Annotated in this window: 19 protein-coding genes and 1 pseudogene; 10 read left to right on the top strand and 10 right to left on the bottom strand. The window is 70.2% G+C overall.

Going from position 1 to position 25,691, the window contains the following annotated elements; all coding sequences use genetic code 11:
* Positions 1-23: 23 nt before the first annotated feature.
* Positions 24-1,442: a site-2 protease family protein gene (locus tag ABZ725_RS34290; protein WP_358806369.1), complete on the bottom strand. Its 1,419-nt coding sequence runs from the start codon at positions 1,440-1,442 to the stop codon at positions 24-26.
* 187 nt (positions 1,443-1,629) lie between these two features.
* Here ABZ725_RS34290 and ABZ725_RS34285 point away from each other — a divergent pair, with 187 nt between their 5' ends.
* Entirely contained in the window at positions 1,630-2,619 is a 990-nt protein-coding gene (locus ABZ725_RS34285; protein ID WP_358806368.1) for a RecB family exonuclease, read from the top strand.
* 14 nt (positions 2,620-2,633) lie between these two features.
* Positions 2,634-3,305 (top strand): response regulator transcription factor, encoded by a 672-nt coding sequence (locus ABZ725_RS34280; protein WP_020141342.1) that lies wholly within the window; start codon positions 2,634-2,636, stop codon positions 3,303-3,305.
* Positions 3,306-3,397: 92 nt separating this feature from the next.
* On the opposite strand, the gene ABZ725_RS34275 is transcribed toward ABZ725_RS34280, so the two are convergent.
* From ABZ725_RS34275 to metH, 4 genes are all read right to left on the bottom strand, one after another.
* Positions 3,398-4,984 carry an ABC transporter substrate-binding protein gene (locus ABZ725_RS34275; protein WP_358806367.1) on the bottom strand — a complete coding sequence of 529 codons (1,587 nt, stop codon included), beginning with the start codon at positions 4,982-4,984 and terminating at the stop codon, positions 3,398-3,400.
* 72 nt (positions 4,985-5,056) lie between these two features.
* Positions 5,057-6,664, bottom strand: a complete 1,608-nt coding sequence (locus ABZ725_RS34270; RefSeq protein WP_358806366.1) for an ABC transporter substrate-binding protein — start codon at positions 6,662-6,664, stop codon at positions 5,057-5,059.
* Positions 6,665-7,108: 444 nt separating this feature from the next.
* Positions 7,109-7,807: an HAD family phosphatase gene (locus ABZ725_RS34265; protein ID WP_358806365.1), complete on the bottom strand. Its 699-nt coding sequence runs from the start codon at positions 7,805-7,807 to the stop codon at positions 7,109-7,111.
* Between the two features lie 114 nt (positions 7,808-7,921).
* Positions 7,922-11,458 carry a methionine synthase gene (gene metH / locus ABZ725_RS34260; RefSeq protein ID WP_358806364.1) on the bottom strand — a complete coding sequence of 1,179 codons (3,537 nt, stop codon included), beginning with the start codon at positions 11,456-11,458 and terminating at the stop codon, positions 7,922-7,924.
* A 355-nt stretch (positions 11,459-11,813) separates the two neighbouring features.
* Between metH and ABZ725_RS34255 the strand changes: the two genes are divergently transcribed.
* The 5 genes and pseudogenes from ABZ725_RS34255 to ABZ725_RS34235 all read left to right on the top strand — a co-directional run.
* Entirely contained in the window at positions 11,814-12,578 is a 765-nt protein-coding gene (locus tag ABZ725_RS34255) for an IclR family transcriptional regulator (RefSeq protein ID WP_351908168.1), read from the top strand.
* A 367-nt stretch (positions 12,579-12,945) separates the two neighbouring features.
* Positions 12,946-13,740: an MIP/aquaporin family protein gene (locus tag ABZ725_RS34250; protein WP_358806363.1), complete on the top strand. Its 795-nt coding sequence runs from the start codon at positions 12,946-12,948 to the stop codon at positions 13,738-13,740.
* A 96-nt stretch (positions 13,741-13,836) separates the two neighbouring features.
* A complete protein-coding gene (gene glpK / locus ABZ725_RS34245) occupies positions 13,837-15,375 on the top strand; it encodes a glycerol kinase GlpK (RefSeq protein WP_351908172.1) in 1,539 nt (512 codons plus the stop codon).
* A 9-nt stretch (positions 15,376-15,384) separates the two neighbouring features.
* Complete coding sequence (locus ABZ725_RS34240; protein ID WP_351908174.1) at positions 15,385-17,001, top strand: glycerol-3-phosphate dehydrogenase/oxidase; 1,617 nt, start codon at positions 15,385-15,387, stop codon at positions 16,999-17,001.
* A gap of 98 nt (positions 17,002-17,099) precedes the next feature.
* Positions 17,100-17,306 (top strand): annotated as a pseudogene (locus ABZ725_RS34235) (SMI1/KNR4 family protein); the annotation flags it as partial.
* A 6-nt stretch (positions 17,307-17,312) separates the two neighbouring features.
* Here ABZ725_RS34235 and mtnK read toward each other — a convergent pair.
* Genes mtnK through ABZ725_RS34215 form a run of 4 tightly spaced genes read right to left on the bottom strand, consistent with a single transcriptional unit; the run spans position 17,313 to position 22,225 of the window.
* Positions 17,313-18,485: an S-methyl-5-thioribose kinase gene (mtnK, locus tag ABZ725_RS34230; protein ID WP_358806362.1), complete on the bottom strand. Its 1,173-nt coding sequence runs from the start codon at positions 18,483-18,485 to the stop codon at positions 17,313-17,315.
* 22 nt (positions 18,486-18,507) lie between these two features.
* The gene (locus tag ABZ725_RS34225; RefSeq protein WP_358806361.1) at positions 18,508-19,554 is read right to left on the bottom strand and encodes an ABC transporter permease; all 1,047 of its coding nucleotides are present in this window, start codon (positions 19,552-19,554) and stop codon (positions 18,508-18,510) included.
* Positions 19,555-19,590: 36 nt separating this feature from the next.
* Positions 19,591-21,141 (bottom strand): sugar ABC transporter ATP-binding protein, encoded by a 1,551-nt coding sequence (locus tag ABZ725_RS34220; protein WP_358806360.1) that lies wholly within the window; start codon positions 21,139-21,141, stop codon positions 19,591-19,593.
* On the bottom strand, positions 21,128-22,225 hold the full coding sequence (locus ABZ725_RS34215; RefSeq protein ID WP_358806359.1) for a substrate-binding domain-containing protein: 1,098 nt from the start codon (positions 22,223-22,225) through the stop codon (positions 21,128-21,130). The genes ABZ725_RS34220 and ABZ725_RS34215 overlap by 14 nt, the downstream gene beginning before the upstream one ends.
* A gap of 442 nt (positions 22,226-22,667) precedes the next feature.
* On the opposite strand from ABZ725_RS34215, the gene ABZ725_RS34210 reads away from it, so the two are divergent.
* From ABZ725_RS34210 to mtnB, 3 genes are read left to right on the top strand one after another with little or no spacing between them, the layout of a single operon-like run.
* Positions 22,668-23,267, top strand: coding sequence for a cupin (locus tag ABZ725_RS34210; protein ID WP_351908184.1), 600 nt, complete (start codon positions 22,668-22,670; stop codon positions 23,265-23,267).
* Positions 23,264-23,989, top strand: coding sequence for an acireductone synthase (gene mtnC / locus ABZ725_RS34205; protein WP_358806358.1), 726 nt, complete (start codon positions 23,264-23,266; stop codon positions 23,987-23,989). Before ABZ725_RS34210 ends, mtnC begins: the two co-directional genes overlap by 4 nt.
* Positions 23,986-24,594: a methylthioribulose 1-phosphate dehydratase gene (gene mtnB, locus ABZ725_RS34200; RefSeq protein WP_358806357.1), complete on the top strand. Its 609-nt coding sequence runs from the start codon at positions 23,986-23,988 to the stop codon at positions 24,592-24,594. Before mtnC ends, mtnB begins: the two co-directional genes overlap by 4 nt.
* 62 nt (positions 24,595-24,656) lie before the next feature.
* Here the strand turns inward: mtnB and mtnA are convergent, their stop codons facing one another.
* Entirely contained in the window at positions 24,657-25,688 is a 1,032-nt protein-coding gene (gene mtnA / locus ABZ725_RS34195) for an S-methyl-5-thioribose-1-phosphate isomerase (RefSeq protein WP_358806356.1), read from the bottom strand.
* Between the last annotated feature and the right edge of the window lie 3 nt (positions 25,689-25,691).

Below are 25,691 nucleotides of genomic sequence, written 5' to 3'. Positions count from 1 at the left end.
GTGGGGGCCGCCGACCACGGTGGTCAGCTGGGGCGGGCCATGGCTTTGACGAAGGCGCGTTCGACGTCGGCGGCGGAGAGGACGCCGAAGATCTCGCCGGTCTCCTCGACGACGAGGTATTCGGTGGCGGGGGTGGCGCGCAGGACGTCGAGGAGGTCTTCGCCGGCGAGTTCGGCGGAGATGCGCATGCCGTCGGTGAGGTCCTGGGCGAGGCCGCTGACGGCGACCCAGGGGCGGCGGTGTTCGGGTACGCCGACGATGGCGGCCTCGCGGACGAGGGAGAGGGGTTCGCCGTGGGCGTCGACGACGACGAGGGCGCGGGCGCCGGCGTCGTTGGCGCGGCGGAGGGCTTCGGAGAGGGGGGTGTCGGTCTCGACGGGGACGGCGCGGCGGGTGAGGGTGCGGGCGCGCAGGTCGGGGAGGTGTTCGCGCAGGCGGGCCATTCGCAGGCTGTTGCCGGCGCCGGTCCAGATGATGGCGGCGAGGATGGCGGCGAGGAGTGCGTCGGTGACGGTGTCCATGCCGACGCTGTCCTCGGCGCTGGAGCCGAGGGCGCCGGACTGGGTGAGGAGGGGGAGGCCGACGAGGACGGAGACGGCGAGGGCGCGGCCGACCCAGGCGGCGGCGATGGTGCCGCTCATGGGTTTGCCGGTGATCTTCCAGACGACGGCGCGGAGCATGCGGCCACCGTCGAGGGGGAGGCCGGGGAGGAGGTTGAAGATCGCGACGATGAGGTTGGAGATCATCAGGCCGGCCAGCAGGACACCGGGGACGGTGCCGGGTTCGACGGGCTGGAGGGCGAGGTAGAAGAGGCCGGAGAGGACGAGGGAGAGGAGGGGGCCGACGAAGGCGAGCCAGAACTCGCGGCCGGGGGTCTCGGCTTCTTTCTCGATCTCGGAGACGCCGCCGAAGAACTGGAGCTGGATGCGGCGGACGGGGAGCTTGAAGCGGAGGGCGGCGATGGTGTGGGCGAGTTCGTGGATGAGTACGGAGGCGTAGAAGGCGACGGCGAAGAAGAGGGAGACGAGGTAGCGGGCGGCGCCGAGTTCGGGGAGTACGCGGTCGAGCTGGCCGCCGAAGACCCAGGTGATGAGGGCGGCGACGAGGAACCAGCTGGGGGCGACGTAGACGGGTACGCCGAAGGGGCGGCCCATGAGGAGGCCGCCGCGGGGCTGCTCCGGGGGGCGTGGGGGTGGGGGGCCTTTGGGGAGGGTGGGGGGTGCGGTCGGTTCGGCCGCGGTTTCCGCTTCGGTCTTGTCGTTCCCGGCCTCGGTGCCGGTACCGGCCCCGGTGTCGGTGTCGCCGGTGCCGCTGTCGTCCTCGGGTTTTGGCTCGTCCGGGGTCTGCGCGAGGTCGGTGGCCGGAGACGCAGGTGTCGCGGGGTGTTCGGCCGACTGTTCGCTGTCCGGCCGCGGTCGCCCGCTCCCGCCGCTTTCCACCACGGTGTCCCCTCGATCGATGCGTCTCCCGCTCGTGTCGCGCGGGAGGCTCTGGGACCGATGGTATGCGGCGGTCGTGGCGTGTTCCGCCCCGGCACCCCCTGTGTTTCCCGGCTTGTCGCCGGTGTCGGGAACGGGCTGGGGTGCGTGGCTGGGTCACTGTCGGTGGTGGGTCGTAAGGTCTGGAGTCATGGAGAGCAGCAGCGAGGGGGTCGCCCGGGTGGGCGACGGCGGTGTCGTGGAGGTTCCGGCGCAGACGGGGGCGGTCGCGCCGGAGGCGGAGGCGGTGGCGGCGGAGGTCGTCGCCATGGCGCCCACTTCGCTGTCGCCCTCGCGGGCCGGTGATTTCATGCAGTGCCCGCTGTTGTACCGGTTCCGGGTGATCGACCGCTTGCCGGAGAAGCCGAGTGCGGCGGCGACGAAGGGGACGCTGGTGCACGCGGTCCTGGAGCGGCTGTTCGACGCTCCGGCGGCCGAGCGGACGGCGCCGCGGGCCAAGTCGCTGATTCCGGGCCAGTGGGACCGGCTGCGGGAGTCGCGGCCGGAGGTCGTGGAGCTGTTCGCGGACGATCCGGAGGGCGAGCGGCTCGCGGGCTGGCTGGCGGAGGCGGAGCGGCTGGTCGAGCGCTGGTTCACGCTGGAGGATCCGACGCGGCTGGAGCCTGCCGAGCGGGAGCTGTTCGTGGAGACGGAGCTGGAGTCGGGGCTGCGGCTGCGCGGGATCATCGACCGGGTGGATGTGGCGCCCACCGGGGAGGTGCGGATCGTCGACTACAAGACGGGCAAGGCGCCGCGGGCGGAGTACGCCGACGGTGCGCTGTTCCAGATGAAGTTCTATGCGTTGGTCGTGTGGCGGCTGAAGAACGTGGTGCCGCGGCGGCTGCAGCTGGTGTATCTGGGCAGTGGTGACGTGCTGACGTACGACCCGGTCCTGGCGGATCTGGAGCGGGTGGAGCGCAGGCTGCTGGCGCTGTGGGAGGCGATCCGGCTGGCCACGGAGACGGGTGAGTGGCGGCCTCGGCCGACGAAGCTGTGCGGCTGGTGCGACCACCAGGCGCACTGTCCGGAGTTCGGGGGCACTCCCCCGCCGTATCCGTTGCCGGTGACGCCTTCGGCGGGGTCGTCGGTGAGGGCGGCCGAGTCCGAGGGTGGGGCGCAGGGCAGAATGGGGCCGGGCTAAAAAAGGAGATCCACGTGGCCATCCGTGTCCTACTGGTCGACGACCAGCCGCTGTTGCGCACGGGCTTCCGCATGATCTTGGAGGCCGAGCAGGACATCGCGGTCGTCGGCGAGGCCGGAGACGGCCTGCAGGCTCTCGACCAGGTGCGGGCGTTGCAGCCCGATGTGGTGCTGATGGACATCCGCATGCCGCGGATGGACGGGGTGGAGGCGACTCGGCAGATCACCGGTCCTGGCCGGGACGGTCCGGCGAAGGTGCTGGTGCTGACGACGTTCGATCTCGATGAGTACGTCGTGGAGGCGCTGCGGGCGGGGGCGAGCGGGTTCCTGCTGAAGGATGCGCCGGCGAACGAGTTGGTGCAGGCGATCCGGGTGGTGGCCGCGGGTGAGGCGATGTTGGCGCCGAGCATCACGCGGCGGTTGCTGGACAAGTACGCCACGCATCTTCCGTCGGGCGACGAGCCGGTGCCGGACACGTTGCACACCCTCACCGATCGTGAGGTGGAGGTGCTGAAGCTGGTGGCTCGGGGGTTGTCGAACGCCGAGATCGCCGCCGATCTGTTCGTCAGCGAGACCACGGTGAAGACGCATGTGGGGCATGTGCTGACGAAGCTGGGGCTGCGGGACCGGGTGCAGGCCGCGGTGTACGCGTACGAGAGCGGTCTGGTGCGCCCGGGCGCGCAGTAGCGGCAGTAGCCGCAGTAGGTCATGTGCACGGCGCAGGGCGCCCTCTTCGGGAGAAGGGGGCGCCCTGTTGTATCGGCATGGCCGTGCGGCTGTCAGCCCTTGCTGAGTTCCCAGAAGCGGAACACCGTCGAGGCGTCGAGGCAGCTCTCCAGGCCGTAGACGTTCTCGCCGACGACGGCGTACTGCTTGGCCTGCCAGATGGGCAGGACGGGCAGCTGCTCGGCGACGATGTCCTGGAGTTGGCCGTAGTCGGTGTCGGTGGCGCTGCGGTCGCTCTGGGCGGCGGTGCGCGGGATGAGCGTGCCGGTGATGGTGGTGTTGGTGTAGTTGTTGCTGAGCACGTTGCCCTCGCCGAAGAAGGGCGAGGTGAAGTTGTCGGCGTCGGGGTAGTCGGGCACCCAGCCCTTGACGTAGACGCCGTACTTGCCGTCGGCGATGTCCTTCTCGTACTGGTCGAAGGCGACGGACTGGACGTCGGCGTCGAACAGGCCGCTGGCGTTGAGCTGGGCCGCGATGGTCTCGAGTTCCTGGTCGGTGGCCGGGCCGTAGCGGGACGGGGTGGACCAGAGGGTGAGCTCGACCTTGTCGGTGATGCCCTCGTCGGCGAGCGCGGCGGCGGCCTTGGCCTTGGAGGGGCGGGCGCCGTAGCGGTCGAAGTAGGCGGTGTTGTGGCCCGTGATGCCGGCCGGGATGATCGAGTAGAGGGGGTCGGCGGTGCCCTGGTAGACGTCCTTGATGAGGGCTTCGCGGTCGATCAGGTGGGCGATGGCCTGGCGGACGCCGAGTTTGCCGGCGACGGGGTCGTCCATGTTGAAGACGAGGTGCTGGACTTCGGCGCTGCTGCCTTCGACGACCTCGACGCTCGCATCGGCGTCGGTGCTCTGCTGGATGTCGGAGATGTCGTCGGCGGTGAGGCCTCGGTACGCGATGTCGATGTCGCCGGCGAGCAGGGCCTGCTTGAGGGCCTTCTGGTCGCCGCCGAAGAACTTGAGGGTGACGCCGGTGTTGCGGGCGTCGGCGGCGGTGCCCCGGTAGTTCTCGTTGACGGAGAAGACGGCTTGGTCGTCGCCGAAGGAGTCCAGCTTGTAGGGGCCGGAGCCGATGGCGCCGCCGTCCTTGCGCAGGCCGTCGGCGTCGTATTCCTTGTGGTCGACGATGGAGCCGGCGCCCGAGGCGAGCTTGCTGGGGAAGGTGGCGTCGGGGGTCTTGAGGCGGAAGACGACGGTCTCGGCGTCGGGGGTCTCGACCTTGTCGAGCATGGGGAACATGATGGCCGGGCCGGCGTCGTCGTTGATCTTCAGCATGCGGTCGAAGGAGAACTTGACGTCCTCGGAGGTGAGCGCGTCGCCGTTGCTGAACTGGAGGCCGTCCTTCAGCGTGCACGTGTAGACCTGGGTCTTCGTGTCGCTGAAGGAGCATTCCTTCGCCGCGTCGGGCTCGGGTTCCGTGCCGCCCTTGGGGAAGCTCAGCAGTGACTGGAAGACGTTGTTGAACAACAGCCAGGAGCCGGGGTCGTAGCCGGCGGCCGGGTCGGTGCTCAGGACGTCGTCGGACATTCCCAGGACCACGGAGGAGGCGTCGCCTCCTGAGCCTCCGCTCTGGGTGCCGCAGCCGGTCAGCAGGCCGGAGGCCAGCCCCGCCACGATCGGCAGGACCGGCCACTGGTTACGCATGTTCACGAAATGCCTTGTCGTCGTTTCTCGTCACACCGAGCCCGCCGTCCCGGGCCCCTGGGTTCGGGAGGGGGGTGGTCAGTTGCTCACACCGTGGCCGAGCTCCCACAGCTGCAGGGTCGCGGAGGAGTTCAGCGCGTACGCCGTGCCGGTGACGTCGTTGTTGGCGGCGACGTACTGCTTGCCCTGCCACAGCGGCAGGACGGGGACGTCCTCGGCGACGATGTCCTGGATCTTGGTGAGGGTCTTGGCGGCGCTGAGGCGGTCGGCCTCGCGGCGGGAGGCCGGGATCAGGTTGGTGATGATGTCGCTGTTGGAGTACGGGGACTTGAGGAAGTTGTCCTTGTCGAGGAACGGCGCGACGAAGCTGTCGGCGTCGGGGAAGTCGGGGAACCAGCCCATGCCGAAGACGGCGTACTCGCCCTTGCGCTCGGCCGGGACGAAGGTCTCCCAGGGGGTGCCCTCGATGGTGACGTCGAACAGGCCGCTGGCGTTGAGCTGCTTCTGCAGCGTCTCGAACTCCTGCTTGGTGGCCGGCCCGTAGTGGTCGGTCGTGTAGTTCAGCGTCAGCTTCACGGGGGTGCTGACGTCCGCGTCGGCGAGCAGGGCCTTGGCCTTGGCCTTGTCGGGTTCGCCGTAGGTGTTGATGAACGAGTTGGAGTGGCCGGTGAGGGTGGCCGGGACGAGCGAGTAGAGCGGCTCGGCCTGGGAGCCGTACACCTCGGAGACGAGCTGGGCGCGGTCGATGACCTGGGCCATCGCCTGGCGCACGGCCTTGGACTTGACCGCCGGGGCCGTGGTGTTGAAGGCGAGGTAGCGGATCTCGAGGCCGCTCAGTTCGACCAGGTCGATGTCCCCGCCGGCGGGGGCCTCGGAGAGCTTCTTGATCTGCTCCGGGGACATGGTGCGGGTCATGAGGTCGATGTCGCCCTTTTCGAGGGCGGTGCCCATCTCGTCGGCGTCCTCGTAGGAGACCATGTCGACCTCGTCGTTGTTCACGCTCAGCGTCCCCTTGTAGTTGGGGTTCTTGGTGAACACGGCCTTGGTCATCTCGTCGCCGTCGGTCTTGGCCTCGAGGGTGTAGGGGCCGGAGCCGTCGACCGCGAAGCCGTCGCGCAGCTTGTCCTTCTCGTAGTCGTCGGGGTTGACGATGCCGGCGACCGGGGTCGACAACTTGAAGGGGAAAGTGGCGTCGGCGGTCTTGAGGTGGAAGATGACTTCGTTGTCGCCCTGCGTTTCGATGGTGTCGATGGTCGACAGCAGGGCGAACACGCCGGAGTCGGCCTTGATGGTGCGGGCGCGCTCGATGGAGAACTTGACGTCCTCGGCGGTGATGGCGTCGCCGTTCGCGAACTTCAGGCCGCTGCGCAGCTTGCAGGCGTAGCGCTCGTTGCCGGTGTCGGTGAAGCCGCAGCTCTGGGCCGCCTCCGGGACGGGTTCGCCCTCGCCCTTGGGCTGGATCATCAGGGTCTGCACGGTCTGGCGCAGGATGTTCCAGGTGCCGACGTCGTAGGAGTAGGCCGGGTCGAGCGGGGCCGGGGCGTCCTTGGTGGCGGTGAACCGGTCGGTGGTGCCCACGACGATGGCGTCGCCGCTGTTGCTCCCGCTGTCGGACGCGCCGCAGGCGGCGAGTGCGGGCGCGAGGAGACCGGCCACGGCCGGCAGCACCAAAGTCTTACGGTTCATGCTCGATTTTCTCCAGAGCTGTCGGTCCGTGTATCCGGCATGCAGGGGTGGCGCAGCGGTCACGGAGTTAGGGCGATGTTCTCGCGACGAGATTAGTCCGGACCGGCAGGAGGGTTCGCGGCCACCGGAGTTGAATCCCCATCACGGAGCGAAACCGGCCGCGGACGCACTGAACAGCCGTCAGCGGAAGGATTCGTACAGCCGTTCATCAATCGGGACACAAGGACGCGCGAAACCCCCTCCGACATGGGCGGGATGCATACGGAGGGACGACTGTCGAGCCCCGTCCAGGTGGGGAACGTCACACGCCGGACGGGGTCCGGTCGGGGTGGAATTCAGCCGTCCGCGAGAGGTTGTTGAAGATCCGAATTCTCCTGCGCGCACACCCGCCGAATTCCCTTGTTATCGGCGGTGCACGCTGGGTGAACGCCTATCGCATTTCCGTCATCGGAGCGGCATCAGACCGCGCAGAAATGTCAGGTCGACCTGTTCGAGGGACGGAACGACGGTGCGCCGCGGGGACGGCGCGATCGGCGCCACGGAGGGCACGGCGACCACCTGGCAGCCGGCCGCCTCCGCCGAGGCGACCCCGGTCGCGGTGTCCTCGATGACGGCGCATCTGGCCGGATCCACACCGAGTCCGGCGGCCGCGAAGAGGTAGGGGTCGGGGTACGGCTTGGTGCGGGCGACCTCGTCGCCGGCCACGCTCAGGCGGAAGTACTCGGCGCCGAGCGAGGTGAGGACGCGGTCGATGATGCGTCGGTGGGAGGCGGAGACGAGGGCCGTGGGGACCTCCTGCTCGGCCAGTTCGGCGAGCAGCCGGGCCGCTCCCGGCATCAGGGGCAGGGCGCGGGTGATGCGGTCCTCGAACCCCTCGTTGAGCAGGACGGTGAGGTCGGCGAGGGCGATGTCGGCCCCGGTCGCCTCGATCAGGAACCCGGCGCTGCGGCTCATCGGGCCGCCGACCACGACATGACGCCAGGAGTCGTCGAGGGGGTGGCCGAGTCCGGCGAAGATCTCGACCTCGACGTCCCACCAGAAGCCCTCGGTGTCCACGAGGGTGCCGTCCATGTCGAGGAGCACGGCCTGCAGGGCGGAGCCCTCGGCCGTGCGGGTTACTGGCGCGGGAACCGTGCTGGTCATCCACGTACCTCCTTGAGGGACGAGCAGGCCGGTTCCCCGCTGTGGGGAACCGGCCTGCAGTGGACCGACCAGTGTACGACTTATCCGATCAGTGTGCCGATCGGCGCGCGGGCGTCACCGTGCGTTGAAGTACTTCGCCTCGGGGTGGTGGATCACGATGGCGTCCGTGGACTGTTCGGGGTGGAGTTGGAACTCCTCGGACAGGTGGACGCCGATCCGCTCGGGCCGCAGCAGCTCGGCGATCTTGGCGCGGTCCTCCAGGTTCGGACAGGCGCCGTAGCCGAGGGAGAAGCGGGCGCCGCGGTACTTCAGGGCGAACATGTCCTCGACGTCGGCCGGGTCCTCGCCGGCGAAGCCGAGTTCGGAGCGCACGCGTGCGTGCCAGTACTCGGCGAGTGCCTCCGCCAACTGGACGGACAGGCCGTGCAGTTCGAGGTAGTCGCGGTAGGAGTTGGACTCGAAGAGCTTGGCCGTCTCCTCGCCGATGCGCGAGCCGACGGTGACGACCTGGAGGCCGACGACGTCGGTCTCCCCCGACTCCTCCGGGCGGAAGAAGTCGGCCAGGCACAGCCGGCGGCCGCGGCGCTGGCGGGGGAAGGTGAAGCGGGTGCGTTCGTTGCCCTGTTCGTCCAGGAGGATCAGGTCGTCGTCCTTGGACACACAGGGGAAGTAGCCGTAGACGACGGCCGCCTCGAGAAGGTTGTCGGTCTGGAGCTTGTCGAGCAGACCGCGCAGCCGGGGCCGGCCCTCGGTCTCGACGAGTTCCTCGTAGGTCGGTCCGTCGCCGGCGCGGGCCTGCTTCAGGCCCCACTGGCCCTTGAAGAGGGCGCCTTCGTCGAGCCAGGAGGCGTACTCCTTGAGCTGGATGCCCTTGATGACGCGGGTGCCCTCGAACGGCGGCTTCGGGACGGGGTTGTCGGTGGCGACGTCGGAGCGGACGTGGCCCTCCTCCGGGCGCTCCTCGACCTCGACGGCGGCGGCGCTCGCGCGCACCCGGCGCTGCTTGAGCTCGGGCAGCTTCGCGCCGGGCACCCCGCGCTTGACGCCGATGAGGGCGTCCATGAGGCGCAGCCCCTCGAAGGCGTCGCGGGCGTAGCGGACCTCGCCCTGGTAGATCTCGTGCAGGTCCTGCTCGACGTAGGCCCTGGTCAGGGCGGCGCCGCCGAGGATGACGGGGTAGTTCGCCGCGAGGCCGCGCTGGTTGAGCTCCTCCAGGTTCTCCTTCATGATCACCGTGGACTTGACCAGGAGGCCGGACATGCCGATGACGTCGGCGCGGTGCTCGGCGGCGGCGTCCAGGATCGCGGAGACGGGCTGCTTGATGCCGAGGTTGACGACGTTGTAGCCGTTGTTGGACAGGATGATGTCGACGAGGTTCTTGCCGATGTCGTGGACGTCGCCGCGGACGGTGGCCAGGACGATGGTGCCCTTGCCGTCGTCGTCGGTCTTCTCCATGTGCGGTTCGAGGTAGGCGACGGCGGTCTTCATGACCTCGGCGGACTGGAGCACGAACGGCAGCTGCATCTGGCCGGAGCCGAACAGTTCGCCGACGACCTTCATGCCGTCCAGGAGGGTGTCGTTGACGATGTCGAGCGCCGGGCGGCTTTCGAGGGCCGCGTCGAGGTCGGCCTCCAGGCCGTTCTTCTCGCCGTCGATGATGCGGCGCTTGAGGCGCTCCTCCAGCGGCAGGGCGGCCAGTTCCTCGGCCCGGCCGGCCTTGAGCGACTTGGTCGTGGCGCCCTCGAAGAGCTGCATGAGCTTCTGGAGGGGGTCGTAGGCCGGTTCGTCGCCCTGCTGGGCGACGCGGCGGTCGTAGACGAGGTCGAGGGCCGTCTGCACCTCTTCCTCGGTGAAGCGGGCGATGGGCAGGATCTTCGAGGCGTGGACGATCGCGGAGTCCAGGCCGGCCTTGACGCACTCGTCGAGGAAGACGGAGTTGAGCAGGACGCGGGCGGCCGGGTTGAGGCCGAAGGAGATGTTCGACAGGCCCAGGGTGGTCTGGACGTCGGGGTGGCGGCGCTTGAGCTCGCGGATGGCCTCGATGGTGGCGACGCCGTCGCCCCGGGACTCCTCCTGACCGGTGCAGATGGTGAAGGTCAGGGTGTCGATGAGGATGTCCGACTCCAGGATTCCCCAGTTCCCGGTGAGGTCGTCGATGAGCCGTTCGGCGATCTCGACCTTCTTCTCGGGGGTGCGGGCCTGGCCCTCCTCGTCGATGGTGAGGGCGATCAGCGCGGCGCCGTGCTCCTGGGCCAGCCGGGTGACCTTGGCGAAGCGGGACTCGGGGCCGTCGCCGTCCTCGTAGTTCACGGAGTTGATCACGGCGCGGCCGCCGAGCTTCTCCAGGCCGGCCCGGATGACCTCGACCTCGGTGGAGTCCAGGACGATCGGCAGGGTGGAGGCGGTGGCGAAGCGGCCGGCGAGCTCCTCCATGTCGGCGACGCCGTCGCGGCCGACGTAGTCCACGCACAGGTCGAGCAGGTGTGCGCCCTCGCGGATCTGCTCGCGGGCCATCTCGACGCAGTCGTCCCAGCGGCCGGCCAGCATGGCCTCGCGGAACTTCTTGGAGCCGTTGGCGTTGGTTCGCTCGCCGATGGCCAGGTAGGAGGTGTCCTGGCGGAAGGGGACGGTCTGGTAGAGGGAGGCGGCGCCGGGCTCGGGCTGCGGGTGGCGCTCGGTCGGCGTGGCCCCGTGGACGCGCTCGACGAGTTGGCGCAGGTGTTCGGGGGTGGTGCCGCAGCAGCCGCCGATCAGGTTCAGCCCGTAGTCGCGGACGAAGGTCTCCTGGGCGTCGGCCAGGCCCTCCGGGTCGAGCGGGAAGTGGGCGCCGTCCTTGGTGAGGATCGGCAGGCCGGCGTTGGGCATGCACAGCAGCGGGGTGCGGGAGTGCCGGGCCAGGTAGCGCAGGTGTTCGCTCATCTCGGCGGGGCCGGTCGAGCAGTTCAGGCCGATCATGTCGATGCCGAGGGGCTCCAGCGCGGTGAGCGCGGCGCCGATCTCCGAGCCCAGCAGCATGGTGCCGGTCGTCTCGAAGGCCATGGAGACCAGCAGCGGCACCTCGGCGCCGGTCGCCTCCATGGCGCGCCGGGCGCCCAGGATGGACGACTTCGTCTGCAGGAGGTCCTGGGTCGTCTCGACGATCAGGGCGTCGGCGCCGCCGGCCAGCAGGCCCTCGGCGTTGGCCTGGAAGCCGTCGCGGAGCGTGCCGTAGCCGATGTGGCCGAGCGTCGGCAGCTTGGTGCCGGGTCCGATCGAGCCGAGCACCCAGCGCTGTCGGCCGTCGCGGGCGCCGAACGCGTCGGCCACCTCGCGGGCGATGCGGGCGCCCGCCTCGGACAGCTCGTGCACCCGTTCGGGGATGTCGTACTCCGCCATGGCGGAGTGGTTTGCGCCGAACGTGTTGGTCTCCACGCAGTCCACGCCCGCGGCGAAGTACTCCTCGTGCACGGAGCGGACGATGTCCGGCCGGGTGACGTTGAGGATCTCGTTGCAGCCCTCGAGGTTCTCGAAGTCCTCGAGGGTGGGCTCCTGGGCCTGGAGCATGGTGCCCATGGCTCCGTCGGCCACCACCACACGGGTGGCCAGGGCCTGGCGGAGCGCGGACACACGGGTCCGGCTGTCGGCGGAAGGGGTCGGCGGCACAGAGGCCATGAAAGGGCTCCCTCAGATGCGACGGCTGTCGGCTTTGCGTCACCTCAGGATGCGGGCAGAAACGCTTCCCGAGGAGCGCGCACGCCGTCAGGGTAGCCGGGACGGAGGCCTTATGGTCAGGGGCGTCCAGCGGGCGGACGAGCCTGGCGGACGGGCGCGGGCCCGGACAGGGTGGTGCGGGGCCGTGCGGCACGGGCGGGCGACGCCCGTGCCACCGCAGGGGGACGAGTGACGTAACACGGATCGACCGACCATTAGCGGGAGGTCGGCATGGACCGGTAGTGTTCGACATTGCCGAACGGTGGCAGTACATGCCGTGCGGAGACGGTCGTAAGGGGACGGAGGCAGGAGGGCGATGGCACGGAACATCCAGTCGGTCGAACGTGCGGCTGCGATGCTGCGGCTGCTCGCGGGCGGCGAGCGACGACTGGGCCTGTCGGACATCGCCTCGTCCACGGGCCTGGCCAAGGGCACCGCACACGGGATCCTGCGCACCCTCCAGCAGGAGGGCTTCGTCGAGCAGGACGACGCCTCCGGGCGCTATCAGCTGGGCGCGGAGCTGCTGCGCCTGGGCACCACCTATCTGGACGTGCACGAGCTACGCGCGCGTGCCCTGGTGTGGACGGACGACCTGGCCCGCTCCAGCGGCGAGAGCGTGCACCTGGGGGTGCTGCACCAGCAGGGCGTGCTGATCGTGCACCACGTCTTCCGGCCCGACGACAGCCGGCAGGTGCTGGAGATCGGGGCCATGCAGCCGCTGCACTCGACGGCCCTGGGCAAGGTGCTCTCCGCCTACGACCCGGTCGCGCACAGCGAGGCCCTGGAGGCCGACCGCAAGCCCTTCACGGACCGCACGGTGTGCGAACTGGAGGACTTCGAGCACATCCTCGACCTCACGCGCGCGCGTGGGTACGCGGCCGACGTCGAGGAGACCTGGGAGGGCGTGGCCTCCATCGCCGCGCCCATCCACGACCGACGGCGGATGCCCGTCGGCGCGGTCGGCATCACGGGCGCCGTGGAGCGGCTGGGCCGGGACGGCGAGCTGCGCCCCGAGCTGATCGCCGCGGTGCGCGACTGCGCCCGCGCGGTCTCGCGCGACCTGGGCGCCGGGCGGTTCTGAGCGGTCCGCCGCGTCTGAGAAGTACGTAAGAGCAGGCCGGAACGCCGTTCGACGTTCCGGCCCTTGTCATACCCTGATATAACCACCTGAAATGGACATTAAGGTCGAGAGTATGCACACCGGCGCGAAGATCCATACCTCACAGCGATCAATAACGATCGCGTTTTCGATAACAGCACCCTTGACGCACACGTAACAGCCGGGCAAGACTCCCGTCCATCGGTCGGCATTGTCGAACACCTAACGGCAATACGCGCTAAGGTGTGACAACGCCAAAGGCCGGCATCGCTCTCACCCCCGAGGGCGCTCGAATCCCCGGTGGGACCCGGGGTTCGGCTTCCCTGGACGAAGGACAAAGGAGTCGCGGGTGTCCAGCTCCGACATCTTCATCGGCGAGACCATCGGTACCGCCATACTCATCCTGCTGGGCGGTGGCGTCTGCGCCGCCGTCACGCTGAAGGCCTCCAAGGCTCGTAACGCCGGCTGGCTCGCCATCACCTTCGGGTGGGGTTTCGCCGTTCTGACGGCGGTCTACACCTCGGCGCCCCTCTCCGGCGCCCACCTCAACCCGGCGGTCACCCTCGCTCTCGCGATCAAGGACGACGACTGGAGCAACGTTCCGGTCTACTGGGCCGGACAGCTGCTCGGCGCCGCGATCGGCGCCACGCTGGTCTGGGTGGCCTACTACGGCCAGTTCCACGCGCACCTCACCGACAAGGAGATCGTCGGCGGTCCGGGCGCGCAGTCCACGAACGTGAAGGCCGTCGAGGCGCAGGAAGCGGGCGCAGGCCCGGTCCTGGGCATCTTCTCCACCGGCCCGGAGATCCGGGTCGTCTGGCAGAACCTCGCCACGGAGATCATCGGCACCTTCGTGCTGGTGCTCGCCGTCCTCACGCAGGGCCTCAACGACAAGGGCAACGGCCTCGGCAACCTGGGCGCGCTGATCACCGCGCTCGTGGTCGTCTCGATCGGTCTGTCGCTCGGCGGCCCGACCGGCTACGCGATCAACCCGGCCCGTGACCTCGGCCCGCGCATCGTGCACGCACTCCTGCCCCTGCCCAACAAGGGCGGCTCCGACTGGAGCTACGCCTGGATCCCCGTGGTCGGTCCGCTGATCGGCGGCGCGATCGCTGCAGGCATCTACAACGTCGCCTTTGCTTAAGAGCACCGCTTTGCTTGAGAGCACCGCGCTTTCACGGAACCTCGCAGCACGCGCCGTACGTACCGCCCTCAACCACGGAACCCCCGGGAGCACACAGTGACCGACGCGCACACCGCCGGCCCCTTCATCGCGGCCATCGACCAGGGCACCACCTCGTCCCGCTGCATCGTCTTCGACCGGGACGGCCGGATCGTCTCCGTCGACCAGAAGGAGCACGAGCAGATCTTCCCGAAGCCGGGCTGGGTCGAGCACAACGCCAACGAGATCTGGACCAACGTCCAGGAAGTCGTCGCCGGAGCGGTCGAGAAGGCCGGCATCACGCGGGACGACATCAAGGCCATCGGCATCACCAACCAGCGTGAGACCACGCTGCTGTGGGACAAGAACACCGGTGAGCCCGTCCACAACGCCATCGTCTGGCAGGACACCCGCACCGACGCGCTCTGCAAGGAGCTCGGCCGCAACGTCGGCCAGGACCGCTTCCGCCGCGAGACCGGCCTGCCGCTGGCGAGCTACTTCGCCGGCCCCAAGGCCCGCTGGCTGCTCGACAACGTCGAGGGGCTGCGCGAGCGCGCCGAGGCGGGCGACATCCTCTTCGGCACCATGGACAGCTGGGTCATCTGGAACCTGACCGGCGGCGTCGACGGCGGCCACCACGTCACCGACGTCACCAACGCCTCGCGCACCATGCTGATGAACCTGCACACCATGGAGTGGGACGAGAAGATCGCCGAGTCCATCGGCGTCCCGCTGCAGATGCTGCCGGAGATCCGCTCCTCCGCCGAGGTCTACGGCGAGGTCACGGGCGGCCGGCTCGGCGAGCTCCTCGGCGGCATCCCCGTCGCGTCCGCGCTCGGCGACCAGCAGGCGGCCCTGTTCGGCCAGACCTGCTTCGCCGAGGGCGAGGCCAAGTCGACGTACGGCACCGGCACCTTCCTGCTGATGAACACCGGCCACAAGCCGGTCAACTCGTACAACGGCCTGCTGACCACGGTCGGCTACCGCATCGGCGACCAGAAGGCGGTCTACGCCCTCGAGGGCTCGATCGCCGTCACCGGTTCGCTGGTGCAGTGGATGCGCGACCAGATGGGCCTGATCTCCACCGCCGCCGAGATCGAGACGCTCGCGCTCACGGTCGAGGACAACGGCGGCGCGTACTTCGTGCCGGCCTTCTCCGGTCTGTTCGCCCCGTACTGGCGCTCCGACGCCCGTGGCGTCATCGCCGGCCTCACCCGGTACGTCACCAAGGCGCACCTCGCGCGCGCCGTCCTGGAAGCCACGGCCTGGCAGACCCGTGAGATCACCGACGCCATGACGAAGGACTCCGGCGTCGAGCTCGCGGCGATCAAGGTCGACGGCGGCATGACCTCCAACAACCTGCTGATGCAGACGCTCTCGGACTTCGTGGACGCCCCCGTGGTGCGCCCGATGGTCGCCGAGACCACCTGCCTCGGCGCCGCCTACGCCGCCGGCCTCGCCGTCGGCTTCTGGACCAGCACCGACGACCTGCGCGCCAACTGGCGCCGAGCCGCCGAGTGGACCCCCAACATGGCCGCGGAGAAGCGCGACCGTGAGTACAAGAGCTGGCTCAAGGCCGTCGAGCGGACCATGGGCTGGCTCGAGGACGAGGAGTAAGAACCCCACATGAGCAGTCAGTCCACCCTGCAGTCCGTGCCTGCCCTCGGGACGCGCCCGGCGTCCGGCTCGAACCCGAGCCGTGCCGAGACCCGGGAGCAGCTCTCCAAGGCGTCGTACGACCTCCTCGTCATCGGCGGCGGCATCCTGGGCATCTCCACCGCCTGGCACGCCGCGCAGTCCGGCCTCAGGGTGGCACTGGTCGACGCCGGCGACTTCGCCGGCGCCACCTCCTCCGCCTCCTCCAAGCTGCTCCACGGCGGTCTGCGCTATCTGCAGACCGGCGCGGTGAAGCTGGTGGCGGAGAACCACTTCGAGCGCCGTGCGGTGTCCCGGCAGGTGGCCCCCCACCTGGCGAACCCGCTCACGTTCTACCTCCCCGTGTACAAGGGCGGGCCGCACGGCGCGGCGAAGCTCGGGGCGGGCGTCTTCGCCTACTCCGCGCTGTCGGCGTTCGGCGACGGCGTCGGCCACCTCCTGTCCCCGGCCAAGGCCGCGCAGGACGTGCCCGAGCTGCGCACCGACAACCTCAAGGCCGTGGCCGTGTACGGCGACGACCAGATGAACGACGCGCGCATGGCGCTGATGACGGTCCGCGGGGCCGTCGAGGCGGGCGCGGTGGTTCTCAACCACGCCGAGGTGACCGGCCTGCGGTTCACCAAGGGCCGGGTGACCGGCGCCGACCTCAAGGACCGCACGTCCGGCGACGAGTTCGGGGTCAACGCCCGTCTCGTGCTGAACGCGACCGGTCCCTGGGTCGACCACCTGCGCAAGATGGAGGACCCGAACTCGGCTCCGTCCATCCGCCTCTCCAAGGGCGCGCACCTGGTCCTGAAGCGGACGTCCGCGTGGAGGGCCGCGCTCGCGACCCCCATCGACAAGTACCGCATCACGTTCGCCCTGCCCTGGGAGGACATGCTGCTGCTGGGCACCACCGACGAGGAGTTCGAGGGCGACCCGGCGGACGTCGCGGTCACCGAGAAGGACACGGCCCAGATACTCGACGAGGCCGCGTTCTCCATCCGCGACCAGCAGCTGTCCCGTGATCTCATCACGTACTCGTTCGCGGGTCTGCGCGTGCTGCCGGGCGGGCCCGGCGACACGGCGAAGGCCAAGCGCGAGACCGTGGTGACCGAGGGCAGGGGCGGCATGCTGTCCGTCGCGGGCGGCAAGTGGACGACGTTCCGGCACATCGGCCGTACGGTCATGCAGAAGCTGGAGGCGCTGCCGGGCCACCCGCTGGGCGACGACTTCGAGCCGATCTCCTCGCTGCCGAAGAAGCTGCCGCTGCCCGGCGTCGCCAACCCGCGCGCGGTCGCGCACCGGCTGCTGGTCGACAACCCGGCGCCGGGTCCGCGCATGGCGGCCGACACCGCCAAACACCTGGCCACGCACTACGGTTCGCTGGCGTTCGACATCGCCCGGCTGGCGAACGAGAACCCGGAGCTGGGCGCGCGTGTCCACCCGGACGCTCCGGAGATCTGGGCGCAGGTCGTCTACGCCCGGGACAACGAGTGGGCCGAGACACAGGACGACGTGCTGCGTCGGCGCACGACGCTGACGATCCGGGGCCTGGCCACGGACGACGTCCGTGCGAAGGTGCAGGACCTGCTCGACAAGAAGTAGGCGGTACGACCGTAAGGGGCGGCTCTCCCGGGGGCCGCCCCTTACGCATGCCCGATCGGCTGCCCGGCTGTCAGTGCCGGGTGGTTGCATGGGCGTATATCGTGCTGGGGACGGACGGGTGCGCGATGAACTGGCATCTGGTCGTCGCCGGCCCCCATCGCGGGCACATATGGATGGTCACCGGTGAGGGCGCCGTGCCGTTCGGCTCGGAGTTCGGTTTCACGACCTCCGAGCCCGGCTTCGTCGGCTGGGTGAGGCACTGGACGGCCGGCAAGCAGGGGTTCGACGCGGAGTCGGCCGAGTGAGCCGGGTCAGCCGAGTGAGCCCACGACCGCGCGCACCGCGTCGACGTCCGTCAACTCCTCGCGGCGCACGATGAGTTCGCGGCCGAGGAGCAGTGCGCGGCGGGAGGCGGGCACCGGGTCCGGCAGGGTCGTCAGGTCCGTCAGATGGGCGAAGCCGATGATGCGGCGGACGATCTCGGTGCCGGCGTAGCCGACGGAGTCGGTCCAGACGCGGCGCAGGAACCGGTCGAGGTAGGCGTCGTCGAAGAAGGCGTCGACGCGGGTCGGCCACAGGCGGCGGAACTCGCTCTCGAACGCCTCCCAGGAGAGGCGGAGCTGTTCGGCGTGGTCGGACAGCGTGCCGAGCGCCCGCGCGCGTTCCTCCGAGACCAGCGCGTTGGCCCAGTACAGGCCGAGGTCGTAGCCGATGGGGCCGACGAAGGAGAACTCGGGGTCGAAGACCCGCACCACGGGGGCTCCCGCGCGCGTCCCGACCATCACGCTGCCGGTGTGCAGGTCGCCGTGGAGGAGGGCCTGCGCGCCGGTCATGAAGGCGTGGCGGAGGTCGGCGACCTCGGTGCGCAGCCTCGTGTCGGCGCGGAACGCCGAGGCGAGGTCGTCCAGGCCCTCGTGCCAGTGGTTGTGTTCGTGCTCGATGTACGGCTCGGAGAGCACGACGTCTTCGGTGATCTTGCAGAGTTCCGGGCTGACGGAGGCCGCGATCAGCGCCTTGCGGTCGGCGGACGGCATGCCGAAGTCGCTGGTGGCGAAGGAGAACTGGGCGACGAACTCGCCGATCCGCGCCGAGGTGTGCGGGCCGTAGGGCTCGCCCTCGTTCAGGAGCGTGCGCAGGACCTCGAGGTCGGACATGTCCTCCATGACGAGGGCGTAGTTCTCGGGGTCGTAGCCGTGGACCGCCGGGATCTTGTCGGGGGCCACCTTGGCGAGCTGCTCGTAGGCGCGGGCCTCGGCGTCGGCGCGGTCGGGGTTCATCGGCCAGGAGGGGCCGGCGACGCGGACCCAGGGCAGGGCCTGCTTGACGGCGAGGCTGCGGGCGCCGTCGGCGGAGGAGGCGAGGAACACGCGGTTCATGTTGCCGTCCGACACCTCGCGGACCCGGATGTCCGCCGGGTCCGCCCAGTGGCCCCGCTCGTGCAGGTAGGCGGGGATGTCGTCGGTCTCCAGGATGCGGTAGCCCATGGTGCGAACTCCTCGAACTTCCTTATGCGGTGCGGCGCTTGGACAGGGTGAAGCTGAAGACCAGGGCGAGGATCAGCACCGCGCCCTCGACGACGTCCTGGGTGTAGTACGGCAGTCCCTTGATGGTCAGGCCCGTGGTGATGATGCCGATGAGCACCGCGCCCAGGGCCGTGCCCCAGACGTTCGGGCGGCCGCGGCCCAGGACGGAGGTGCCGACGAGCGCGACCGCCACCGCCTCGAGGAGCTGGGAGGTGCCGGCCGACACATCGCCCTGGCCGATCCGGGACGCCAGGATCAGGCCGCCCACCGAGGCGAGGACGCCGGAGATGACGTAGGCCAGGGCGCGGTAGGCGCCGACGCGGATGCCGGCCAGCCGGGCGTCCTCGGGGTTGGCGCCGATGGCGTAGAGGACGCGGCCCCAGCGGGTGCGGGCGAGGAAGACCCAGGCGGCGATCGTCAGGCCGCCGAAGATCAGCACCGAGATCGGGATGCCGAGGACCGTGCCGCGGTCGATCTTCAGGAAGCCGTCGGTGAACTTGCCGGGCGCGGTGCTGCCGTCGTCCAGCGTCATGCCCGGAGTGATCGACTGGCCGTCCACGAGGATCAGTTTGCTGCCCTGGATGACGAACATCGTGCCGAGCGTGGCGAGCATGTCGGGGATCTTCAGTACGACGATCAGCAGGGCGTTCAGCAGGCCCGCGAGGGCGCCCGCCACCAGGACCGCGAGGATCGCCACGGTGCCGACCTGGTTGAAGACGACCATCGTCTGAGCGGCGACGGACACTCCGAGGCCGGCCACGGCGCCGACGGACATGTCCATTCCGCCGACGGCCATGGTGAGGGTGACGCCGAGGCCGAGGATCGCGGCGACGGAGACGTACCGCAGGGTGTCGAGGAGGGTCGCCGACTCGCGGAAGGAGCCCTCGCTCAGCGCGAAGTACAGGAACAGCGCGACCGTCACGAAGATGAAGCCGTACTTGATCACGGCGTTCTGGACGCGCACCGCGGTGGAGGTCGCGGGCGCGGTCGCCGCCTTGGCAGGGACCTCGGTGCTCTGTGCAGTGGTCATGGGGTGCTTCCTGGGACCTCGTGGGGCGGGCCGGCGTCAGACGGACGCCGAGATGGTCTGGATCACGCGGTCGCGCTCCGCGTCTTCGCCGTAGGCGTCGAGATGGACCTCGCCGGCCGCGAGGACGACGACCCGGTCGGCGACCTCCAGGACCTCGTCGACGTCTGCGGACAGGACGAGGACGGCCGCGCCGTCGGCGGCCAGGGCGCGGGCCCGGCGGCCGATGTCGCGCCGGGCGCCGATGTCCACGCCTCGGAACGGTTCGTCCAGGATGAGGACGCGGGGGGTCTCGGCGAGCCAGCGGCCGACGACGACCTTCTGCTGGTTGCCGCCGGACAGCTCCTCGACGGTGCTGTGCTCGTCGCGGGCGACGACGCCCAGGGCCTCGATGGCGGCGCGGCCGAGGGCGTCCTCCCGGGAGCGGTTCACCAGGCCGCCCCGGGACAGGGACTTCAGGAAGGGCAGCGAGATGTTCTGGGCGAGGGGCCAGCCGGGCACCAGGGCGTCGGCGTGCCGGTCCTCGGGGACGAGGTGGACGCCGGCCCGGATGGCGTCGGACGGGCGGCGGGGCGCGTAGGCCGTGCCGTCCAGTGCGAGGGCGCCCGCGGCGAAGGGCTCGGCGCCGAACAGGCCGCGGGCCAGCTCGGTCTTGCCCGCGCCCAGCAGGCCCACGACGCCGGTGACCTCTCCGGCCCGCAGGTCGAGGTCGAGCGGTGAGCGGCCCTCGAAGAGGCGGACGCCCCGCAGGGAGAGGACGACCTCTCCCCCGGCTCCCTCCCGGACGGGCCGGGCGGTGGTCGCTTCCTGGGCCTGGGCGAGCATCGCGCGCAGGGCCGCGTCCCAGTCGAAGGGCTTGGTCTGGTCCTCGGTGAGACGGCCGTCTCGAAGAACGACCAGCCGGTCGGCGAGCGCGTCGATCTCGCCGAGCCGGTGGGAGACGTACAGCACGGCGATGCCGTCGGCGCGCATCCGCTCGACGAGCGCGAACAGCCGCTCCGCCTCGGCGGCGGAGAGCGCGGAGGTCGGCTCGTCGAGGATCAGCAGCCGGGGGCGGGTCGCCAGGGCGCGGGCCAGGATCAGCAACTGCCGGTCGGAGATGCCGAGTTCGGTGACGTCCTGCTTCAGGACCGCATCGCTCCAGGCCAGGCCGAGGCCGGCCTGGATCTCCCGGGCGCGGGCGAGCGTGGCGCGGCCGTTCAGGAACGGGTTGCCGCGCTTCTGGGCGAGTTCCTCGAAGACCAGGTTCTCGGCGACGCTGAGGCCCGGCACGATGCCCTCGCCGATCCGCTGGTGCACGGTCTGGATGCCCAACTGGCGTGCGGCGAGGGGAGAGTTGAGGGTGACGGAGGAGCCGTCCACGCGCACCTCTCCCCCGTGGTCGGTGTGCACGCCCGACAGGATCTTGATCAGCGTGGACTTGCCGGCGCCGTTCGCGCCGAGCAGCGCGACCACGCTGCCCGGTGCGATGTCGAGCGAGACGGAGGCGAGCACCGTCCTGCCGCCGAAGGCCATGCTGACGTCCGTCAGGCTGACGGCGGCCTTCGAACGGCTCGGGTCACTCGTCCCGCTCGTCTCAGTGGGCGACATTCGAGATCCAGTCCGCGGTCGAGACCTGGGACAGGTTCAGCGCGGGCAGCGCCTCCCGCAGCTGGTCCATGTTCGCGATCTTCTTCTCGCGCAGGAAGTCCTGGGTGATGGCGACGGCCGGGAACTCCACGGAGGTCTTGTTCAACTGGCCCGCCAGCTCCAGGGCGGCGGTGCGCACGACGGCCGCGCCCACGGCGGACGGGTCGGTGCCCGCCGTGGCGACCCAGGGGCTGTCGGCGGCGGTCATCTGCTGGATGTCGGCGTTGGAGACGTCCGCGCCGAAGACCTTCACCTTGTCCTGCAGCTTCTTGTTCTGCACGGCGAGGACGGCGCCCTTGGCGAGCTCGTCGTAGGGCGCGAAGACGCCGGTCACGTCGGAGTGCTGGGTGAGCGCGGCGGAGACGAGGGGAACGTTGTCAGTGGCTGTGGAGTCGGTGACCTTGCCGACCTTGAACTGCTGCTTCCAGCCCTCGGAGGTCACCGTGGACTTCCACACGGTGTCCCGCTTGTCGAGGGCGGCGTAGCCGGCGACGTTGACGTAGCCGACCTTGGCGTCCTTGCCGACCTCCTTGGCCATCACGTCGAGGACGGCCTGGGCCATGCTCGCGTCGTCCTGCTTGGTGGAGACGACGCCCTTGGTGGCCGTCTCGACGTCGTAGACGACGACCTTGATGCCCTTCTTCACGGCCTTGTCGATCTCCGGCTGGATGGTCGCCGGGAAGCCGTGGTCGATGATGATCGCCTTCGCGCCGGAGTTGATCGCCGAGGAGAGGTCCGTGGCCTGCTTGGCGTTGTCGGCCTGGGCGTCGTACACGGTCAGGTCGATGCCGAGGGCCTTGGCCTGGGCCTTCGCGCCGTTGCCCCACTGCTCGAAGTAGTCGCCGGCGCCGCTCTGCCGGACCAGGGCCACCTTGACGGTGCCCTCGCTGAAGGGGGCGGGCTTCTTGCCGGTGGCGGCCGAGGCCGAGGCGGCGGTGTCACCGCTGCCCTTCGAGGCGTCCGTGGACTGCGCGCAGCCGGCGAGGACGAGGGCGGAGACGGAGGCCAGCGAGAGCGCGGCGAGCGGCAGACGGGCACGGGACATGAGGGGCTCCAGTTACGGGCGGTGCTGAGGGGATACAGAAACGGGCGAGCGCGGGCCCGGAGCCAGGGACGGAAATGAGCCACCGCACGGGCGGCTGGGAACGCCCCGGGAACGGGGGCGCGTCGGAGCTCCGGGAGGGGTCAGCGACAGCTGGCTGTGGTCGACCGGAGCAAGTCCACGTACAGCCGCCGCACGAGCAGCAGCGTCTTCATATGCAGATCATGAGAACGTTTCCAGCCAGCGTCAAAGAAATGGACACCGAATCCCAGATATCGAGACAACGATTACGTCACACGCGGTGAGCGCACGGCCGCGAGTTACCATCACGGGACCGGCACCCGCCCTGCCGTGTCGCGGTCGAGTGACGTTCCTCCACCGCCGCCCTCCCCCACTTCCCCCACTTCCCCCTCTTCCCCCCTCCCAGACTGCTGGAGTTGCTTCCATGACGCTGCTGACGACCTGGTCCGAGTCCGGCCCGGAGACCCTGGTCCGCCGCACTGCCGACCCCGCCGAGATCGCCGAGGCCCTCAAGCCGCTCGGCGTGCGCTACGAGCAGTGGCCGATCCGTGAGGACGTGCCGTTCGACGCCGACAGCGAGACGGTGTTCGCGGCGTACGGCCCGGAGATCGAGAAGCTGAACGCCGAGGAGGGCTTCACCACCGTCGACGTCCTGGGGCTGCACCCGAGCGACGACCCGGAGTTCCCGGCGAAGGCGAAGGCGGCCCGCGCGAAGTTCCTCCAGGAGCACACCCACGACGACGATGACGAGGTCCGCTTCTTCGTCTCCGGCTCCGGCATCTTCTACCTGCACGTGAACGGCGAGGTGCACGCGGTCTTCTGCGAGAAGGGCGACCTCCTCGGCGTGCCGCGCGGCACCACCCACTGGTTCGACATGGGCACGAAGCCGTCGTTCACGGCGATCCGCTTCTTCCACGAGGAGGACGGCTGGATCGGCAACTTCACCGGCTCCACGATCGCCGGCCGGTTCCCGGACTACGACACGATCGCGGCCGGCTACGAGGCGGACAGGGCCGCCGCGTGACCTCCCACCACGACGTGGACGCCGTGGTGCTCGACATCGAGGGCACCACGAGCGCCACGGGGTTCGTCGTCGACGTGCTGTACCCGTACTCGCGCTCCCGTTTCGCCGCGCTGCTCGCCGAGCGGGGCGACGACCCGGACGTGGCGCGGGCGGTGGACCAGGTCCGGGAGGAGATCGGCGACCCGGACGCCGACGCGGCACGCGTCGAGAAGGCGCTGAACGCCTGGCTCGACGACGACCGCAAGGCGACTCCGCTGAAGACCCTGCAAGGCGTCATCTGGTCCGAGGGCTTCGCCCGCGGCGACCTCGTCTCGCACTTCTACGACGACGTCGTGCCCACGCTGCGCGCCTGGCACACGGCGGGCGCGCGGCTGTACGTGTACTCGTCCGGCTCGGTGTCCGCCCAGCGCGCGTGGTTCGCCAACAGCCCGGAGGGCGACCTCACGTCGCTGGTCTCCGGTCTGTACGACACCGAGAACGCCGGGCCCAAGCAGGAGGCGGAGTCCTACCGCCGGATCGCCGGAGCCACGGGGCACGCCCCGGACCGTCTCCTCTTCCTCTCCGACCGCCCGGGCGAGCTGGACGCGGCCCGCGAGGCCGGCTGGCACGCCGTCGGGATCCGGCGGCCCGGGGAGCCCTACTACGAGCAAGGCGTCGGCGACCACGCGCAGGCGGGCACGTTCGACGAGATCGACATCAGCACCTCTGGGAGTTCCGCATGACCACCGAGATCACCGCACTCGACCTGGAGGAGGCGGGGGCCGTCCTCGCCGCCGAGTCCGCGCGGTTCGCGTCCTTCGGCTGGATGCGGGGCACCTCCGGGAACCTGTCCGTGGTGCTCACCCGGGAGCCGCTGCGCCTCGCGGTCACCGCCAGCGGCCACGACAAGGGCGAACTGACGCCCGCCGACGTGGTGTTGGTGGACGGTCAGGGCGCGGCCGTCAGCGGCGGAAAGCCGTCCGCGGAGGCCGAGCTGCACGCGCGGGTGGCCGCGCTGACGGGGGCCGGGGCGGTGGTGCACGTGCACACCGTGGCGTCGGTCGCGATGGGGCACCGGCACCCCGGCGGGATCGTCTTCAAGGACGTGGAGATGCTCAAGGGCGTCGGCCAGCCCGCGCACGACGTCGAGGTGACCCTGCCCGTCATCGCCAACAGCCAGGACATGAAGGTCCTCGGCGACCGACTGGAGGCGGCGCGCGACCCGCGGATGCCCGCGGTGGTCGTGGCCGGACACGGTCTGTACGTGTGGGGCGACAATCCGCGTCAGGCCCGCCACCACACCGAAGTCGTCGAGTGGCTGCTGGAGTTGGAACTGACCCGCTGCTGACCCGCCGCACGAGAAGAGGGGATCCCCGAACCCGGGGATCCCCTCTTCTCGTGCGTCGGCCGCTACTTCAGCCGGTCGCCGGGCAGTTGACCGGCCGACACCTCCAGCACGCCCCGCTCCGTGACCAGGCCCGTCACCAGCCGACCCGGCGTGACGTCGAACGCCGGGTTGTGGCCGCGCGACCCGGCCGGGGCCGTCCGGACGCCGCCCCACTCCAACACCTCGTCCTCGCCGCGGAGTTCGATGTGGATGGCGTCCCCGGTCGGCGTCGACAGGTCGACGGTCGTGGTGGGCGCCGCCACCAGGAACGGGATGCCCGCGTCGGCGCAGGCCAGGGCCACGCCCACGGTGCCGACCTTGTTGGCGGTGTCGCCGTTGGCGGCGATGCGGTCCGCGCCGACGATCGCCGCGTCGACCTCGCCGCGCAGGATCGTGCCCGCCGCCGCCCCGTCGGCCTGGACGTAGTGCGGGATGCCCTCCTGGACCAGTTCCCAGGCGGTCAGTCGCGAGCCCTGGAGCAGCGGGCGCGTCTCGTCGGCGTAGACGACCTCCAGCCGCCCGCGCGCGTGCAGTTCGCGGATGACGCCGAGGGCGGTGCCCCAGCCGGCGGTGGCCAGCGCGCCGGTGTTGCAGTGCGTCAGGATCCGCAGCGGCCGGTCCTCGTCGATCCGCTTCAGCAGCCAGTCGGCGCCGAACGCGCCCATCGCGCGGTTCGCCGCGACGTCCTCGTGCTGGACCGCGGCCGCCTCCGCCAGGACCGCGTCGAGCCCCTCGGCGAAGCGGGTCATGACCCGGTCCACGCACACCATGAGGTTCACGGCCGTCGGACGGGCCTCGCGGATGCGGGCGACGGCCGCGCGCACCTCGTCCTCGGACCAGCCCTCGCGTTCGCCCTGGAGCAGAGCGATCGCGACCCCGTATCCGCCCGCCGCGCCGATCGCGGGGGCGCCGCGCACGACGAGCCGCTGGATCGCGTCGACCAGGGTGTCCACATCGCGGACGGCGACGGTCTCGGTGCGGTGCGGGAGGACGGTCTGGTCGATCAGCGCGAGGCCGGTTCCGGTCCACTCGACGGCGCGCAGTTCCTGGGACATATC

Origin of the sequence: Streptomyces sp. NPDC006872, from assembly GCF_040635845.1 — a bacterium.
In the GTDB taxonomy this organism is placed as follows: Bacteria; Actinomycetota; Actinomycetes; order Streptomycetales; family Streptomycetaceae; genus Streptomyces.
Note: the sequence above shows the minus strand (reverse complement) of the source record. Positions and strands in the feature narration are given on the sequence as shown.

Excerpts from the sequence above, each read along its gene's own strand:
- ABZ725_RS34270 (WP_358806366.1), bottom strand. The coding sequence starts at position 6,664 with ATGAACCGTAAGACTTTGGTGCTGCCGGCCGTGGCCGGTCTCCTCGCG.
- ABZ725_RS34240 (WP_351908174.1), top strand. The coding sequence starts at position 15,385 with ATGAGCAGTCAGTCCACCCTGCAGTCCGTGCCTGCCCTCGGGACGCGC.
- mtnA (WP_358806356.1), bottom strand. The coding sequence starts at position 25,688 with ATGTCCCAGGAACTGCGCGCCGTCGAGTGGACCGGAACCGGCCTCGCG.
- ABZ725_RS34220 (WP_358806360.1), bottom strand. The coding sequence starts at position 21,141 with ATGTCGCCCACTGAGACGAGCGGGACGAGTGACCCGAGCCGTTCGAAG.
- mtnB (WP_358806357.1), top strand. The coding sequence starts at position 23,986 with ATGACCACCGAGATCACCGCACTCGACCTGGAGGAGGCGGGGGCCGTC.
- mtnK (WP_358806362.1), bottom strand. The coding sequence starts at position 18,485 with ATGGGCTACCGCATCCTGGAGACCGACGACATCCCCGCCTACCTGCAC.
- ABZ725_RS34225 (WP_358806361.1), bottom strand. The coding sequence starts at position 19,554 with ATGACCACTGCACAGAGCACCGAGGTCCCTGCCAAGGCGGCGACCGCG.
- ABZ725_RS34210 (WP_351908184.1), top strand. The coding sequence starts at position 22,668 with ATGACGCTGCTGACGACCTGGTCCGAGTCCGGCCCGGAGACCCTGGTC.
- ABZ725_RS34215 (WP_358806359.1), bottom strand. The coding sequence starts at position 22,225 with ATGTCCCGTGCCCGTCTGCCGCTCGCCGCGCTCTCGCTGGCCTCCGTC.
- metH (WP_358806364.1), bottom strand. The coding sequence starts at position 11,458 with ATGGCCTCTGTGCCGCCGACCCCTTCCGCCGACAGCCGGACCCGTGTG.
- ABZ725_RS34265 (WP_358806365.1), bottom strand. The coding sequence starts at position 7,807 with ATGACCAGCACGGTTCCCGCGCCAGTAACCCGCACGGCCGAGGGCTCC.
- ABZ725_RS34285 (WP_358806368.1), top strand. The coding sequence starts at position 1,630 with ATGGAGAGCAGCAGCGAGGGGGTCGCCCGGGTGGGCGACGGCGGTGTC.
- ABZ725_RS34255 (WP_351908168.1), top strand. The coding sequence starts at position 11,814 with ATGGCACGGAACATCCAGTCGGTCGAACGTGCGGCTGCGATGCTGCGG.